General features: G+C 66.2%; 15 protein-coding genes and 2 pseudogenes. 9 read left to right on the top strand and 8 right to left on the bottom strand.

Translation table 11 applies throughout. The annotated features are described in order from the left end of the window. The first annotated feature begins 112 nt into the window (after positions 1 to 112). Together ABZS61_RS34450 and ABZS61_RS34445 are read left to right on the top strand one after the other, a co-directional pair. Positions 113 to 790, top strand: coding sequence for a restriction endonuclease (locus ABZS61_RS34450; protein WP_356430363.1), 678 nt, complete (start codon positions 113 to 115; stop codon positions 788 to 790). 381 nt (positions 791 to 1,171) lie between these two features. Next, positions 1,172 to 1,678, top strand: coding sequence for a DinB family protein (locus ABZS61_RS34445; protein WP_356430359.1), 507 nt, complete (start codon positions 1,172 to 1,174; stop codon positions 1,676 to 1,678). A 19-nt stretch (positions 1,679 to 1,697) separates the two neighbouring features. On the opposite strand, the gene ABZS61_RS34440 is transcribed toward ABZS61_RS34445, so the two are convergent. The 4 genes and pseudogenes from ABZS61_RS34440 to ABZS61_RS34425 form a co-directional block, all read right to left on the bottom strand. Continuing rightward, the gene (locus ABZS61_RS34440) at positions 1,698 to 2,606 is read right to left on the bottom strand and encodes an IS5 family transposase (protein ID WP_356430366.1); all 909 of its coding nucleotides are present in this window, start codon (positions 2,604 to 2,606) and stop codon (positions 1,698 to 1,700) included. A gap of 835 nt (positions 2,607 to 3,441) precedes the next feature. Beyond that, a complete protein-coding gene (locus ABZS61_RS34435) occupies positions 3,442 to 3,888 on the bottom strand; it encodes a hypothetical protein (protein ID WP_356430356.1) in 447 nt (148 codons plus the stop codon). A gap of 399 nt (positions 3,889 to 4,287) precedes the next feature. Next, positions 4,288 to 4,434 carry a hypothetical protein gene (locus ABZS61_RS34430; RefSeq protein ID WP_356430353.1) on the bottom strand — a complete coding sequence of 49 codons (147 nt, stop codon included), beginning with the start codon at positions 4,432 to 4,434 and terminating at the stop codon, positions 4,288 to 4,290. Between the two features lie 126 nt (positions 4,435 to 4,560). After that, positions 4,561 to 4,788, bottom strand: a pseudogene (locus tag ABZS61_RS34425) (IS5/IS1182 family transposase); the annotation flags it as partial. 88 nt (positions 4,789 to 4,876) lie between these two features. Here ABZS61_RS34425 and ABZS61_RS34420 point away from each other — a divergent pair. Beyond that, a pseudogene (locus ABZS61_RS34420) lies at positions 4,877 to 5,077 on the top strand (ATP-binding protein); the annotation flags it as partial. A 166-nt stretch (positions 5,078 to 5,243) separates the two neighbouring features. Here the strand turns inward: ABZS61_RS34420 and ABZS61_RS34415 are convergent. Next, positions 5,244 to 6,071 carry an NAD(P)H-binding protein gene (locus ABZS61_RS34415; protein ID WP_356430350.1) on the bottom strand — a complete coding sequence of 276 codons (828 nt, stop codon included), beginning with the start codon at positions 6,069 to 6,071 and terminating at the stop codon, positions 5,244 to 5,246. A gap of 384 nt (positions 6,072 to 6,455) precedes the next feature. Between ABZS61_RS34415 and ABZS61_RS34410 the strand changes: the two genes are divergently transcribed. Then, positions 6,456 to 6,995, top strand: coding sequence for a 2'-5' RNA ligase family protein (locus ABZS61_RS34410; RefSeq protein ID WP_356430347.1), 540 nt, complete (start codon positions 6,456 to 6,458; stop codon positions 6,993 to 6,995). A 196-nt stretch (positions 6,996 to 7,191) separates the two neighbouring features. Here the strand turns inward: ABZS61_RS34410 and ABZS61_RS34405 are convergent, their stop codons facing one another. Further along, on the bottom strand, positions 7,192 to 7,929 hold the full coding sequence (locus ABZS61_RS34405; RefSeq protein WP_356430344.1) for a VOC family protein: 738 nt from the start codon (positions 7,927 to 7,929) through the stop codon (positions 7,192 to 7,194). A gap of 38 nt (positions 7,930 to 7,967) precedes the next feature. On the opposite strand from ABZS61_RS34405, the gene ABZS61_RS34400 reads away from it, so the two are divergent. Then, positions 7,968 to 8,147, top strand: a complete 180-nt coding sequence (locus ABZS61_RS34400) for a hypothetical protein (protein ID WP_356430341.1) — start codon at positions 7,968 to 7,970, stop codon at positions 8,145 to 8,147. A gap of 156 nt (positions 8,148 to 8,303) precedes the next feature. Here ABZS61_RS34400 and ABZS61_RS34395 read toward each other — a convergent pair whose 3' ends face one another. Beyond that, positions 8,304 to 8,717: a hypothetical protein gene (locus ABZS61_RS34395; protein ID WP_356430338.1), complete on the bottom strand. Its 414-nt coding sequence runs from the start codon at positions 8,715 to 8,717 to the stop codon at positions 8,304 to 8,306. An 11-nt stretch (positions 8,718 to 8,728) separates the two neighbouring features. Next, positions 8,729 to 8,953 (bottom strand): hypothetical protein, encoded by a 225-nt coding sequence (locus ABZS61_RS34390; RefSeq protein ID WP_356430335.1) that lies wholly within the window; start codon positions 8,951 to 8,953, stop codon positions 8,729 to 8,731. A 58-nt stretch (positions 8,954 to 9,011) separates the two neighbouring features. Between ABZS61_RS34390 and ABZS61_RS34385 the strand changes: the two genes are divergently transcribed. The 4 genes from ABZS61_RS34385 (at position 9,012) to ABZS61_RS34370 (ending at position 14,889) form a co-directional block, all read left to right on the top strand. Next, positions 9,012 to 9,599 carry an SMI1/KNR4 family protein gene (locus tag ABZS61_RS34385; RefSeq protein WP_356430333.1) on the top strand — a complete coding sequence of 196 codons (588 nt, stop codon included), beginning with the start codon at positions 9,012 to 9,014 and terminating at the stop codon, positions 9,597 to 9,599. A gap of 327 nt (positions 9,600 to 9,926) precedes the next feature. Then, positions 9,927 to 10,940, top strand: coding sequence for a LacI family DNA-binding transcriptional regulator (locus ABZS61_RS34380; protein ID WP_356430330.1), 1,014 nt, complete (start codon positions 9,927 to 9,929; stop codon positions 10,938 to 10,940). Between the two features lie 1,295 nt (positions 10,941 to 12,235). Further along, positions 12,236 to 13,021 carry a glycoside hydrolase family 16 protein gene (locus ABZS61_RS34375; RefSeq protein ID WP_356430327.1) on the top strand — a complete coding sequence of 262 codons (786 nt, stop codon included), beginning with the start codon at positions 12,236 to 12,238 and terminating at the stop codon, positions 13,019 to 13,021. Between the two features lie 641 nt (positions 13,022 to 13,662). After that, on the top strand, positions 13,663 to 14,889 hold the full coding sequence (locus tag ABZS61_RS34370) for a metallophosphoesterase (RefSeq protein ID WP_356430324.1): 1,227 nt from the start codon (positions 13,663 to 13,665) through the stop codon (positions 14,887 to 14,889). Positions 14,890 to 15,037: the final 148 nt, after the last annotated feature.

The raw sequence follows: 15,037 nt of genomic DNA, 5'->3' as shown, positions 1-15,037 counted from the left end.
GGCTCCATCACTACAATCACCACCGCCCCCACACCGCAACCGGCGGCAAACCGCCCATCACCAGATTGACCAACGTCCCTGGGCAGTACACCTAGTAGCGCAAATCCGCAGGGTGGTGAACACCAAGGACTCCTTCACGAGGATGCAGCACGAGCGCGACACAGAGCGCCAGGACCGGTTGGCGACCCAGCAAGCCGAACGAAAGAAGGCTGCGGCCCGCCGCGAACGGTTCAGCGACCTAAGGAATCGGCTCGCTGCCCTTTTCAAGCAGGAAAACCCGTACGCCCGAGGTGCCGGACTCGAAGTACTCCTAAACGACCTGTTCAAGACCGACGGGGTCTCGATCCGAGACGCGTTCGCGATCAGGGACGAAGAGGGCGTGACTCATGAGCAGATCGACGGCGTGATTGAGATCGACGGCAAGCAATACATCGTGGAAGTGAAGTGGTGGGGCAAGCCCGTAGACATCGAACCGATGAGCCGCCAGCTTGTTCGCATCATGAGCCGGGCGGAGGCACGTGGCCTGTTCATCTCCGCTTCAGGCTTCACGAAGCCAGCAGTTGCGGCCTGTAGGGACTTCTTGACCCATCGCGTCGTGATGCTGGGTGAACTCCGGGAAGTCGCCCTCCTGCTCGAGCGGGAAGAGGACATCGCCAACTGGGTTCGGGAGAAGGCCCGGCAAGCAACCATCGAGCGGCTCCCTTTGGCGCTGTTGGGGACTGACTTCTGTACCGAGGGTCACGGAGACCGTCACGCTCGCTGCCATAGCGTGAGACATGTCCATTACTGAGGTTTTCTTTCTGTTGTCGGTGGTGGCAGGTAGTGATCCCTGCGGTATGCCGCTGGTATGCGGTACGCGCAGGGTGGGGCCTGACCGCTGAGCGGAGGGCGTTCCGTGAACAGGTGCGCCTGGAGGCCGGGGTCCGGTTCGAGGCGGGCGAGTAGACATCGGCGATCGCCCGGGATCTGCGGGTCAGCGATTGGTCGGTGGAGCGCTGGCGGCGGGCCTGGCTCGAGGGCGGCGTCCAGGCTTTGCGTTCGGCGTCACGCGCCGCTGAACCCCTCAGCGCCGCAGTGGCTGTCACAGGTACACCACGACCGGACCCTCGGCCCACCCAGCGGCGAAGCTGCTAGGGTGCGTTTCGAAAGTGGATCAAGCTAGTGTGCCCCGGTGACAGAGACGCAACAGCTCCGCGACATAGGCCCTCCTGACAGCGACTCCGACGAGAAGTCGACCTTGCTTGCGTTCTTGAACTACGTCCGCGAAGCAGTGGCCGGAAAGGCACAGGGCCTTGACGAGAGGCAGGGACGAACACCCGGAGTACCCTCTGGCACCAGTGTTTTCGGCCTGGTGAAGCACCTGACGGCGGCAGAGCTCTACTGGTTCGCCTGGGCCTTCGAGGGTGCCGATGTCGAGCATCCGGACTTCGGCATGGATCTCTCCGAGGGGGACAGTGCGGACAGCCTCCTCGCCGCCTACCGCAGTGCCATCGAACGGTCCAACGAGATCATCGAGCGATGTAACGACTTGAGCCATCCCTGTGCTCGGGCGGCAGGCAAAGCGGGCACCGTGCGATCGATGCGATGGGTGCTGGTGCACATGATCGAAGAGACGGCTCGCCATGCGGGCCACACCGATATCCTCCGTGAGCAGGCTGACGGTTCCATCGGCAGATAGCGCACTGCGTCGCTCGATCTCAGGTGTTCCGCGAAAGGTAGACGCATGCGGACTGCAGCCAGTCATTGATGGCTGCGATAAGAACAGTTGCCTCATAGCGGACCGCGAGCTTGTCGTATCTCGTCGCCACGGCACGGTGCCTCTTTAGGCGGTTGATGCCGCACTCGACTGCGTGCCGCGCTCTGTAATCCACCAGATCGAATTTCGGTGGCCGACCACCGGAGGAACCCTGCTTCTTCCGGTTGCGAGCCTGGTCGGCCTTGTTCGGGATGGTGCAGCGGATCCCGCGACGGCGCAGGTAGGCGCGGTTCTTCCGGGAGGCGTACGCCTTGTCAGCCCGTACGCGATGGGGACGGACGCGCGGCCGGCCCGCCCCGATCCGAGGCACACTGACTTTCTCCAGCACGGGTTCGAACTGCGGTGAGTCCCCGCGCTGCCCTGCCGTGATGACGATCGACATGAGCTTCTGGCCCTGCTCGACGGCCACGTGCACCTTGGTGGTAAACCCACCGCGCGAACGCCCAAGCCCGTGATCTCCGGGCTCGATGAACACGCCGCCCGGCGGTTCCTTATGCAGGTCACCCCGCTTCCTGGCCCCCGCCGCATGCTGATGGGCACGGCACACCGTGGAGTCGATGCTCAGGTCCCATGTAATAGAGCCCGTCGCGTCGGCCAGGGACTGGAGCCGGCTAAGGATCCGGTGCCAGGTACCGTCCCGCTGCCACCGGCGAAACAGGTCGTAAACCCTGCCCCACGGCCCATACTCGACGGGCATGTCCCGCCACGGAATACCAGTCCGAACCCGGAACCGTATGCCGTCGATCAACTGTCGCCGAGGCCAGACAGGCGGCCGCCCCGCCCGCATGCCCTTCGGCAGCAACGGTTCCAACACCGCCCACTGCTCGTCCGTGAGATCTCCCCGCCCCATGACCGAGATCATCCATCGCTCAAGATCCACTTTCGATACACGCCCTAGTTCGATCACTGAAGCATTCAAGCAGCGCTGAACCTGCGTGCCCACCCCTTCGAATGCTCGCCACTACCAGCAGGTTCGCTTCCAGTCGACCTTCAGCATCTGCGAACCCACTGGTTTCTGAGTTCGACCGCGGTGCTGTCCCGGCAGGATTGGTCACCCGACTCCAGTGGTCCTGAACTCGCCCCACCTGCGGACTACTGCTTCGCGTCGACCTCGCGACGCCCAAGCGCTTTCCGACGCTCGCCCAGGACCGGGTCTTGGACCACGCAATGCCAGCTCGACAGACCTGCGGCGACTGCGGAAGGCGCTTCGACATCTGCCTCCCTCAACAGCTCGGCTGCTGCCTGGAGTCCTGCGACGGCGCTCCGGTGGACCCCAGCAGCTGCACGCCCCCTCAGTGTCCGGCACGCACCGGATCGCCACCTGACTACCCGCCGCTCGCCGGAGAAGAGCGCCTTTCACCCGCCGCAGATCCGGAAGTTGTCCCACACATCCCGCTCAACAGCGCCCACACCGTCTCGCGCGAAAGGCGACATCGCTTCCAGGACCGCCTCATCCACCCTCCCCGATGCCGAACCGGGCAGGCACACAATGATCGACATCCCAGCCATCCCGGATCCTAGGTATGAGGATCACCGCACGTCACCTGAGTTCAGCTGCCGGGAACGGTGAGCGGAGCTCTGCTCGGACCGGTACCGGTCGCGGCATGTCGGGTGTACAGCGGAGCCGCGTCGGGCGAGGACGTGGGCGGTGTTGTACTCGTCCCGTCGATCCCTCGCCGTCGCAGTCAGCTCTCGGCAGGTACGGGTGCCGCGCGGACCGACACGGCGGTGAGGTAGAGACCGTCGCCGCTGAGCCGAAGCGTCGGGGGCAGGTTCTCACTGACGGCGTCCGAAACCTCGGCCCTCGGGTAACCGAAGAGGTCGATGCCGCGGAAGACAACTGGACAGGCAGACGGACCAGTGAGCGTCAAGGCGTCGCGGGTGAGGCCGATACCGGCTAGGCCAGGGGAGTTTCGGTGCCGGCCGCGGCGGTCCGTGGCGTCGCCGTACACGTCGAGCGTCAGACCCCGGTACTGCGCGCTGAATGCCCAGCGGGCACCACAGACCCAACCATCTCGAACGTCCGCGACGGTGGCGACGGTCCACTGGGCGGTTCGCTCGTCCATGCCGAAGCGCAGGGTGCCGGCACCGCAAGGGAGCCGGAGACCGACTTCGGGAATCAACTCGAACATGCAGAGATGGTCCCCATGAATGGCGCTGCGCCACAAGCCGGAAACGACGCACCGCGCTCAGCCCGGTCCTCAACGCCGCGGCGCTGTGGACCAGGCGCTACCTGGGAACCACCGTCGAGCAGCTGCGCGCCCCGCCCGCCGAAGAGCGCGAGCCCCCACTGTTGGACGAGGACGGCCCGGCTCCCCCCACTGCGGCTCGCCCACTTGAACGTGTTGGGCCGTTACAACTTCTGGCACTCCAAGGCGGCCTGCGACTGCCGGCCGACCCGGCGAGGGCGGAGACGAAGAAGACGGCGCGGCCTACCCGACGTCTCCAGAGCTCAAGGGCTACCCGCCCGGGAGGTACCCGCCCGGGTCTTCGGCGAAGACGATGCGCAGCGGGCCGCTGGCGCCAACTGGCTACGGGTGGAGGGTGAAGGGCTGGCGGCAGAGCGCAGATGGCCCGCCGACCGGCACCCGATGGTGTTGGCGGAGTGTCCACAACTGCGCCGACTCGATCCGTAGCAGGGTCCCGGACGCATCGAACAGCACACCCTTGATTGTCATGATCGCGACCCTAGCCACAGCGCCCCGCGGAGCGTCAGGATCAGGACCCTGGCGACAGCTCACTGTCGAGTATCAGGACCGCGCGGCTCCGATCCCGGGAGCAGAAGCAGAATCTCAGAGGGCGTTTCATCCCGTAGGTTCACCCCGGATTGTACTATTTAGCGCGCTGCATGCACCGCGCCATGTCGGAGTGGATTCGGCGGTGAGTCTGCGGGCCATGAGATTGATCATTGCGAGGTGGATCATGGCTTCGGAACGGTGCGAGTGGGCTTCGTAGTCGCGGGCCAGGCGGCGGTGGTTCATGAGCCGGCCCAACGTTCTCCCGACGGTCCAGCGGCGGGGCAGGACAGCAAACGAGTACCGGGCCGGAAAACTCACCATGGCGCCGGTGCGTCCCGGAGCCCGGCCTACCTCGGGCTCCGGCATCCACTCCTCCAAGGCCGAACGCGAGAAGAAGATCAGCGACGCCACCGCGTCCAACGAGTCCTTCGGCGGCTGGACCAAGACTCTTACCGGGCCCCGACTCTGCGCGGCCATCGTCGACCGCCTCACCTTGAACGGCACCATGATCGAGACCGGCATCGGCTCCTATCGGCTCGCAAGCACTCGAGCTCGGGCTGCAGAACCCGCCGAGGCTGGCTGACACATCTGCGGGCACGCCGCCCGACGGCTTGCCGCCCTCATGGGCGGCAAGCCGTCATCAGAGGAACAGTCGGCCCGACACGCGGTCTCCAGGCTCGGGCCTTCACTGCTCCTGGGTTCCGATTTCTGGCGCGGCAGGATGTGACGCTTCTGCGAGCATGCGTGGCCTACCCGTTCGCCAAGAACTCGTCGAACGTACGCGGCGCATGCCCGGTCAGCTCCCGCACCGTCGTCGTCACCTCAGACAGTGCATCAGCTGCCATCTCCGCGTAGAGCAGAAGAAGGTCCTCCACGAACCATCCGGGCAATCCTTGTGCCCGGAGACCCTCAGCTGCCTCCTGGGGTGCCTGGTCACGGAAGGGGATGGCGAGCTTGGAGGCGATCTCCTCATGCGTCAGCGCCTCCGGTCCGGTGAGCGCATAGGTTTCGCCGCCTCCGGGCGGGCCTGTCAGCAACGCCGCAGCACAGGCGGCAATGTCGTAGGCGTCGATGTACGCCACCCGTCCCGCACCGTACGGACCTTCCAGGGCGCCGGTGTGGGTGAAGCCGCCCTCGCCCGTTACGAAATTCTGCATGTAGCCAGTGGGCTGCAGTGATGCCCACCGCAGCCCGGACGCCTCGAGGTACTGCTCGATCTCCCAATGCGCGCGCACAGACAATTTTCCGTCCGGTCCGGGTTGCCACGCAGATATCTTCACCACCCACGAGACCCCGGCAGCCCGCGCTGTGTCGATGACGCCGGTCTGCTGCCGGATCATCGGCTGCTGTCCCACCACGGGAAGCGCACCGCCGCTATTGAGCAGAAGACGGTCTACGCCCTTCAGGGCGGACCTCATCGACACCGGATCGTCGAAGTCTCCGACGACGAACTCGCAGTCCAGCTCCTTGCCCTTGTCCGCGTCCCGCACCAGTGCGCGAAAGGGCACGTCCGCCTCAGCCAGCGCCCGTACCAGGTACCGGCCAATGGTGCCGGTCGCACCCGTCACAAGAATCATCCTGTCCCCACCGTCCGAGAAGGCGCCAAGAGTCCTCACCAACATTACCGGAGGGTCCATCCGCTTACCGGGTTCGGGGACCAACCACCGAGCAAGGTCATACCTGTACTCAAAAACATTCGTCGGTGCACTCAGCGGCAGGACGGCCTGATGACCAGCCTGCCGACCCGCGTTCCAGGCCACGGCACTGCCGTCATTTCACCCGTCGACAAACGCTGTACCCGAACATGAACGAAGCCACAGAGACCCCGTTCGCGTCTTGCTCGTCGATGTCGTTCAGTGAACCGCTGCCCGCGCGCTGCTTCCGCGGAGGCGTTCTGAGTGTGCCCACGAGCGGGGGGCATCATCCACAAGTTTCGCCGCGTGCAGCCGTACGCTGATCAGGTGCACAGTATTGAGCTGCTGCCCGACGAAACCACCGAGCGTGCTGTCGGCAACGTCTGGCGCCACTTGCTGGACTCCGGGCTCCCGAGCCAGGCCGCCCACCGGCATCCGACGAATCGCCCGCACCTCACTCTCGCCACGGCCGACAACTGCCCAGCCGATATACGTGCGAGGCTGCAACAGGACCTTTCCGTTCTGCCCGTGCCATTGCATCTGGGCAGAACGGTACGGTTCACCGGCCGGATCAACGTGCTGGCCTGGGCCGTCTTGCCTGACCCTGACCTGCTGCGTCTGCACGAAAGGGTGTGGCGAACCCTGCGCGACATCCCGGCCTGCGGACGACTGAACCCCCTACTGGCCCCTGAGCGCTGGAAACCGCACATCACACTCGGTCGCGGACGGAACGCCTTCTGGCCAGGCCCCGATGCAGCTCTATTGCCCGAGGCGTACGCCGGGCCCGAGTACGTCCTGACCGGCCGATGGGTGGCTGCTCGGACTTTCGACTCAGTCGCTCACACCGCTACCAGTCTGGGGCTGTGACGCGCGGGACGTTGTTCCGGCCACGGTCGGTAGCGATCACGGAGCGGGCATGCATGCCTCATATCTCTTTCGCAGCGTGCCTGTTCTCCGGGCTCGCTCACGTGCTCGCAGCAGGGACTCGGCGAACGCCTGTACTTGGGGTCGGCGCGAGAATGTTTCGCCGCTGACCCAGAAGCGGCGGCGCCGTTGCTCAGGGTCAGCGAGGGCTGAGGAGGCAGAACTCGTTGCCCTCCGGATCGGCCAGAACCGTCCATGAGATTGCTGACTGTTCGATACCGGGGTCGCCGGCGCCCAGAGCGCGCAGTCGGGCTTCCTCTGCTGCCAGGTCGTCACCGGGGTAGGGGCAGACGTCGAGGTGGACGCGGTTCCACACGCTCTTGGTGTCGGGGGTGCGCAGGAACTCCAAGTAGGGGCCGACACCCTTGGCGGAACGCATGGCCGCGCGGTCGTCGGTGACCTCGTGCGGCGTCCAGTCCATCGCCTCGGCCCAGAACCGGGCCATCCCTCGCGGGTCGGTGCAGTCGACCACCACCGCTGCGATCGGCCCGGTGTCCCGGTAGGTCGGACGGGGCTCCAAGACGCAGAACTCGTTGCCCTCCGGGTCGGCCATGACCGTCCAGGGGACGTCACCCTGACCTACGTCGGCAAGCGTCGCGCCGAGATCTTTCAGGCGCGCGACCAACTCCCCCTGCTGGGCGGTCGAGGTGGTGGCCAGATCGAGGTGCACCCGGTTCTTCACCGTTTTGGGTTCCGGGCGGGCGACGATGTCGATGCAGACGGCCACAGGGTCGGGATAGGTGAAGCCCTCGGGTTCAAGGTTGGTCACGCCGGGTCCCTCGCTGTCGACACCCCAACCGAGTGCCTCCGCCCAAAACCGGCCGAGCTCGGAGTCGTCCCGGGCCTTCATGTTGATCTGCACAAGTCTCGTTGCCATGGCTGAGATCCTAGAAGCTGCCGCTGGCCCGGACCGCCGTGATCAGGCATGTGCTCGACCCGGTGCTGACCATGATCGCCCCCTTCGACGTCGCTGCGGCCAGCCTGTGGGAGTTCCTCGAACAGCTCGGCCATACGGTGTGCGAGCCAGCCAGGATCATCGGCCGATGTTCAGTGCCGATGTCCCGTCCCATGGAGACGATCTCGGTCGTCGGGTGACGTCAATTCTGGGGTTCTGGCTCACATGCAGGCCCGTCCCCAGATCCTGGGATGCGATGGAGACCGGGGCTGCAAGTCCCGGGCTGCACGGAACGACCGCGTGACGAACCGTGCTCTGCGTCAGAAGTCGGGAGATGTGGCCCTCGGCCGCGGTCGCTACTGCTCAGCGGTGCGCTTCTGCGCTTCGAGATACATGGCGATGGCCTGCTCCTGCTGCTCCGGTGTCAGCGTCGCAGCAGCCGGGGCGACCTTCGGTGTGACGGCCGGCTGGATGCGCCACCGGGAGGCGGTCAGGGCCAGCCCGAGGATGAGAAGGCCGATACCGAAAGCCATCTGCGTCTTGGCGCTGTCCAGGTCGGACTGTGCGATGGCCATGTCGCCGTCCTGGTCGCTGTCGAATCCGGTGATGTCGCCCCAAGTGCTGCTGCTGGCATTACTGATGGAGACTTCCGCGACACCGCGGTCGATGTCGCCAGTTCCCCAGAGGATGATGCCGAGGATGGCGATGGCGAGGCCGGTGAGGGTGACGATGAGGCGGGCTCGCCTGGGGTTGCCGGCGGTGATCGGCATGGTTGTGGTCCTCACTGCTCGGTGGTGTCGTAGGTGGCGCGGGTGGGGTACGTGCGGGTCGGCAGGCCGGTCGTGGCAGCGGGCCGCACAACGGCCCTCAGACGCTCGCTGTCGACGCCGTGACCGCCAAGGCCGAGGGAAGTCTGGGCCCGTGCAGCATTCCAGGGTGCCGCACTCCTCGCTGAGATGTTCGGCCGTGCCACCTTCCAGCTCCTGCGGAAGTGAATCCTGCTCACGGGATGAATCCTCGTGCGTGCCGCGATAAGTTGCGGGCGATACGAGAGAAGAACTCGCATGGACTCCCGCATCCCGCGGCTGCGACGCAAACTGGCACGCATCCCCTACACCCCCGACCGAAGCCGCTCCTTCGGCGAGGAGCAGCACGAGTTCCGTCTCGGCCCCCGCCTGCCCAAAGCTCAAGCAGATGCCTTTGAAGCCGAGCATGACGTGGAACTCCCCCAGCCCTATCGAGACTTCCTCACCAACATGGGCGGCAGCGGCGCGTCCCCGTACTACGGACTGATTCCGCTGGAACGCTGCACCCTCTTCACGATGAACCCCGGAGCCTCCGACAGGTTCACACGAGGATTCAGCCGGGCCTACCGCCCCGCAGGCGACGGCCACCTCTTCCTTCACGTCATCGAACGGGGCTGCAGCGATCTCGTCCTCATAGGTGTAACCGGCCCTCTCACCGGACGCATGCTCATCGGCAACGCCGACGGCTTCTGGGGCCCGAACGTCTCCTCAGCCCCGGACTTCATCGCCTGGTACGAACGATGGCTCGACCAGATGGCCGCCGGACAGGACAACCGAGCCCTGGAGCTCACCTCACCGCGACTCCACGCTCACTCACATCGGTGGTCCCTCGCTTCGAGGATCTGACTTCCGGCGACTACTCCACAGAAGCCAGAGCCGTGGGAAGTGATCGGAGTAGCGCACTGCCGTTGTCTGGGACCTGGGCCAGCACCTCCTGACGCACCACTGGACAAACGGTCAGCTTCGACGGCGCAGGCGTTCTCCGGCGGCACCGTCCACATAGGTTGTGCAGATGTCTTGCGACGTCGGTGCCACGAGTCCAGGAGCGAGCTCGCCGCCAGGCAGGTGAACGCAGCCATGCCTGAGGCCGGGGGCCCCTCTGTCGCAGCTCGTCACGCACACAGGTCACTATGGAAGGGCTTCCAAAATCGCAGCGACGGAGGGCCAACGTCCATGACTGAGGAACTGCCGCGCCGGCACGCCACGCTCGACGAGGTGGCCATGCAGGCTGGTGTTTCGCGATCGGTGGCTTCTCGGGTGATCAACGACGCCCCCCATGTCAGCCGAGCCAAACGGGAGGCAGTCGAGCGCGCAATCAGGAAGCTCGGATACGTCCCCAACCCGAAGGCACGTGCCCTGGCGACGCGTCAGGCGGGTGCGGCCGCGCTGGTCATCTCACGGGATAACCCGGAGGTCCTGGCGGATCCGTTCTTCGCCCAGGTCATCGTCGGAGTGTCCAGCGCTCTGGAGGAGGCTGATCTGCACATGATGCTGTGCCTGGCCGCCACCAGGCGTGGGCGCGAGCGGGTGGAAAAGCTCGTACGTTCTCGTGTTGTCGACGGGGTGATGCTGATGGCGCTGCACGAGGGCGATCCCCTGGCCCGGCTCGCCAAGGAGACGCAACTGCCGGTTGTTTTCGGTGGGCGGCCGACAGACTTCGAACCCCGCTGGTACGTCGACATCGACAACGTCGGCGGCGCGCGGGATGCGACCGATCATCTGCTCGCGCAAGGGCGAACGAAGGTGGTCACGATCTGTGGCCCACGGGACACCGAGGTGGGCAACTCCCGATACCGCGGCTACCGGGAAGCCATGCTTCTCGTCGGCCTGACGCCCCGCCCACCGGAAGAAGGAGATTTCTCCGACGATGCTGGAGCAGCCGCCATGGCGCGACTGCTGGAGACGCATCCGGATCTGGACGGGGTGTTCGCCGCCAATGACAACATGGCGGCAGGCGCATTGCGTACGCTGCGTGAAGCTGGCCGCTCGGTGCCCGGGGATGTAGCTGTAGTGGGGTTCGATGACCTCGCCGTATCGCAGGTCGCTGAGCCTGCACTCACTACGATTCATCAGCCCATCCGGGATCTCGGACACGAGATGGCCCGGATGCTTGTCGGACTCATCGCAGGTCATCACCCCAGCCCGCTGATCCTGCCCACCCATCTGGTGAAGCGTGCCAGTACATGACGGGTGTTCTCATTCTGGTGTCACGAGGCCGCTGAACGGGTCGGAGGCGTGTGAAAGAGGCGAGTGGTGCGTCTCCGGCACCGTTCCCCGCCGGGGCGACCTGGGCGGGGAACGAACATGGATTGCCTGCCCGCAGGCGTACCGCGCACCACGGCTCGTGGGCGATCGCGGGGAAAGGTCTCCACGCCGGATCCCCGTACTGTGCGGCCTGTTGAGGGCCCGGTCATCGACTGCCTCGGGGGTGAGCTCGACTCAACCGGAGACCTGCATTGGTAGCGCTTCCAGATTCTGGTTGTCGCAGCGCTGTGCGCCCTCATGCTGGGGTGCGTGTCACAGGCGCGTCAACAGCCGACGACCGCGCCGCCCGCGCTTGCCGTGACGGTGCGGGTGATGACCTGTGGTGCACCGGACGTACAGCCGGGAACTGCTGACAGGTGAGCCGCGTGACCGAAGTCCGTCGACTGCCCGTCAACAGGTGACCTCGTTCTACGACGAACGTCTCCGTACGGGGTGAGCGACTCCTGACGGCGTCCTGCAGGGACTCAGCCCATCCGCCGACCCGTCCGCGGGCGTCGGCTCCTACTCAAGTATCCCTGCTCACTGCAGAGTCGGCCTCGCCCCGGCTCAGCCTCCGTGGCGGGACAGCCTGCATTCCAGGAGGTCGGAACGGGTACACATATGGGTTCCACGACTGAGGGTCGGGGCCGCCCCGCTCGTGGCGCCGCAGCTTCGACGAGACACACGCCGGACGACCGCGCTGACTGGACGAGCCCCGTGCGAGAGCGCGTCCAGGGCGGACACGCGTCCCCGGATGTCGGCGCACGGCGCCAACGAGACCCAGTGTGAACGGCGGGTTTTCCTTTGCTCAACCGCGTCTCTTGTCGGGCAGATAGTGCGCTGCTACGTTTTGGGAGCGCTTCCAGTTCAATCGGCTCAGCCAGGCCATCCCTGCACCGAATTGCACATCCTCGCAGTTCTCTGCGTGTCGCGCTGGACCTCTTCGCCATCGGCGGATGCCGTACCCGACACCTCCTTCCGTCGGTCGGTCCCACCGGTGGTGCGCCGGATCATCGTGGCTCGAGCGATGCACTTCCCAGCACCACAGGCGCCCTCCCCATGCACGTCTGTTCCGCCGGTGGACGCCGATCCTGTCCCCCCACCCGGGTTTTACGGCACAAGCCTCGGCCCACGGCCACCAAGGCATGACATCTCGATCGCTCCGGCGGTCGACAGGTGCCCCGGTGCGTCAGGCGTCCCGATGCTGCATGCCACATTCGCGCCCCAAGGAGGCCGAATTGCAATCCCGCACGTCACGTCGCCGGTTCCGCGGCTATCGCTGGCTGCTCACCCCCCTCGCTGCCCTCGCGTTGATGTTCAATCCGATGACCAGCCCCTCTGCGCACGCCGCCATCGGCGGCAGCTTCGTCGACAACTTCGACACCTTCGATACAGGTCGCTGGCACAAGGCCGATGGCTGGACCAACGGAAGTATGTTCAACGTTGGTTGGCGTGCCGACCACGTCTGGTTCAACGGCGGCGTCATGGGCCAGAATCTCGACACCGCAACATGTTCCAGCGGCTGTTCGGGCAAGCCCTACGCCTCCGGTGAGTATCGTTCCAACGATCTGTACTCCTACGGCCGCTTCGAGGCTCGGCTCCAGGCAGTCAAGCGCTCAGGCACGGTGACCGGGTTCTTCACCTACACCGGCTCGAGCGACGGTCAGCCCTGGGACGAGATCGACGTCGAGATCCTCGGCAAGAACACCACGCAGATGCAGACCAACTACTTCACCAACGGTGTGGGCGGACACGAGACCATCATCAACCTCGGGTTCGACGCCTCGACCGGATACCACGACTACGCGATCGAGTGGTGGAACCAGGGCACCATCAACTGGTTCGTGGACGGCAGGCTCGTCCACCAGGAAAACGGCTCGCGCGGCGCCCTCCCCACCCATCCGATGCGCATCATGGCCAACCTGTGGCCCGGCACCGGGGTCGACGGCTGGCTCGGCGCCTTCAGTTACCCGGGCACTCCGCTGACCGCCCGCTACGACTGGGTGAAGTACACCAAGTACTGATCTCCGGCGGACCGGTGAGGCCGGCACGGGGGCGCGAGCCCTTGCGCCGGCCGTCACCGGTCAACTGCCCGCTGGTGAACGACAACAGGTCTGTGGGCCGCGCATACCTGTGCGCACGCCCTACCGGACCGACCCCACCGGGCCCGGGTACAAAAGAGGGCGAGAATTGGGTACGCCTCACAATCACCCGCTCGATCCGTGACCGGTACCAGGCCCCTTACACCCGCCACATGGTGGGCACGACCTGGATCGGACACTGCGGCTGCCGAAGGCCGGGGGGCCCGCTCCCCGATCCGTGCTCAGGGATTCACCCAGGTCAGGTCGAAGGCGGTCCCGTCACCGTTCAGACCCGACGTGGTGGGCCTGCGGACTCCGTCCCGCTCCATGTCGTCCACGGTGAGTTCGCCCCCACGGGGTAACTCCCGATGCTCCGCTCGTCGACCATGCAGGCGGTGAACGGAAGCGTGCCGAAGTCAGGAAGCGGCCGATTTCCGTCCTGCCCGTTCGGCGCCTCGACGATCATTTCGGAGCTCCGGCGCTCCGGCGCTCGGGCATGCGGCCGGCTGGTAGCTGCGGGTAAATGAAAAGGCCGACCGGGTACAGTGCGCGCCGGCAGTCTGGATTACTTGAGGAGGGAAAGCGTGACCGAGACCAGCGAAGCACGGTCCGCGGACGGTGCAGCGGACGCGACCCAGCAGAGTCGACTGCGCCGCCTGATGCGCTTCATCCCTTTGATCGCCCCGGTCCTGCTGTGGGCTGTGCCCTGCTTGGCGCTGCTGCACGCCGGCCAGCACTGGCCGCTCCCCGTGGTGTTGGCCGGCACTGCCCTGTTCGCCCTCGGACTGATCGCCATGCCGCTCGCGATGGTGCGCGGCCACGGCCGGCGACAGCAGGATTGGGCAGCGATCGTCGGAGACACCCTCCTGGGGGTCGGCTGGGTACTGTTCACCTGGTCCGTCCTGCTCGGCGTCCTCCTGCGCCTCGCCCTGACCGTGGCCGGCGTGGGAGACGGTCAGAACCGGGCCCGGGCCGTCACTTGGGCAGTCCTCGGCATGGCCGCCGTGCTGCTCGCCTGGGGGTACCTCGAGGCTCGCCGCGTGCCGCGGGTGCGCCGTCTCGACGTGCAACTCCCGCGCTTGGGTGACGGATTGGACGGCACCCGCGTCGTCCTGATCACCGACACCCACTACGGCCCGCTCGACCGCACTCGTTGGTCTGCGCGGGTCTGCGCGAAGGTCAACACCCTGGAGGCCGACCTGGTCTGCCACACGGGCGACATCGCGGACGGCACGGCCGAACGCCGCCGCGCCCAGGCCGCTCCCCTCGGCACCGTGCGGGCCACCCGGGCCAAGGTCTACGTCACCGGAAACCACGAGTACTACAGCGAGGCCCAGGGCTGGGTCGACCTGATGGACGAGTTGGGTTGGGAGCCACTGCGCAACCGTCATCTGCTCCTCGAACGCGGCGGCGACACCCTGGTGGTCGCCGGCGTGGATGACGTCACCGCCGAGTCCTCCGGCCTGCCCGGCCACCGCGCCCACCTCGCCGGGGCCCTGGACGGCGCCGACCCCGACCTGCCCGTCCTGCTCCTGGCCCACCAGCCCAAGTTCGTCGACCGGGCCGCGGCAGGTGGCGTCGACCTCCAACTCTCGGGCCACACCCACGGCGGCCAGATCTGGCCATTCCACCACCTCGTCCGCATCGATCAGCCCGCCCTCGCCGGCCTCAGCAGTCATGGCGCCCGCACCCTCATGTACACCAGCCGTGGCACCGGTTTCTGGGGCCCGCCGTTCCGCGTCTTCGCCCCCAGTGAGATCACTCTGCTCGTGCTCCGCTCTCCGCAGCGGCCTCCCGCACAGCTCCCCTGAGCGGGTTCCTGGCTGCAGCTGTCCATCCTGAGGGTGACGCGGGAATACCAAGCCGCCCGCCCGGATCGGCCGAGCTGAGTTCAGGCTCGCAGCAGCAGGACGGGGACGGCGTGCGTGTGGCCCGGCACCGGTGCCGGGCCACACGCAC

The organism is Streptomyces sp. NPDC005566 (assembly GCF_040605575.1).
In the GTDB taxonomy this organism is placed as follows: Bacteria; Actinomycetota; Actinomycetes; order Streptomycetales; family Streptomycetaceae; genus Streptomyces.
This window is presented reverse-complemented; position numbering and strand designations above follow the sequence as displayed.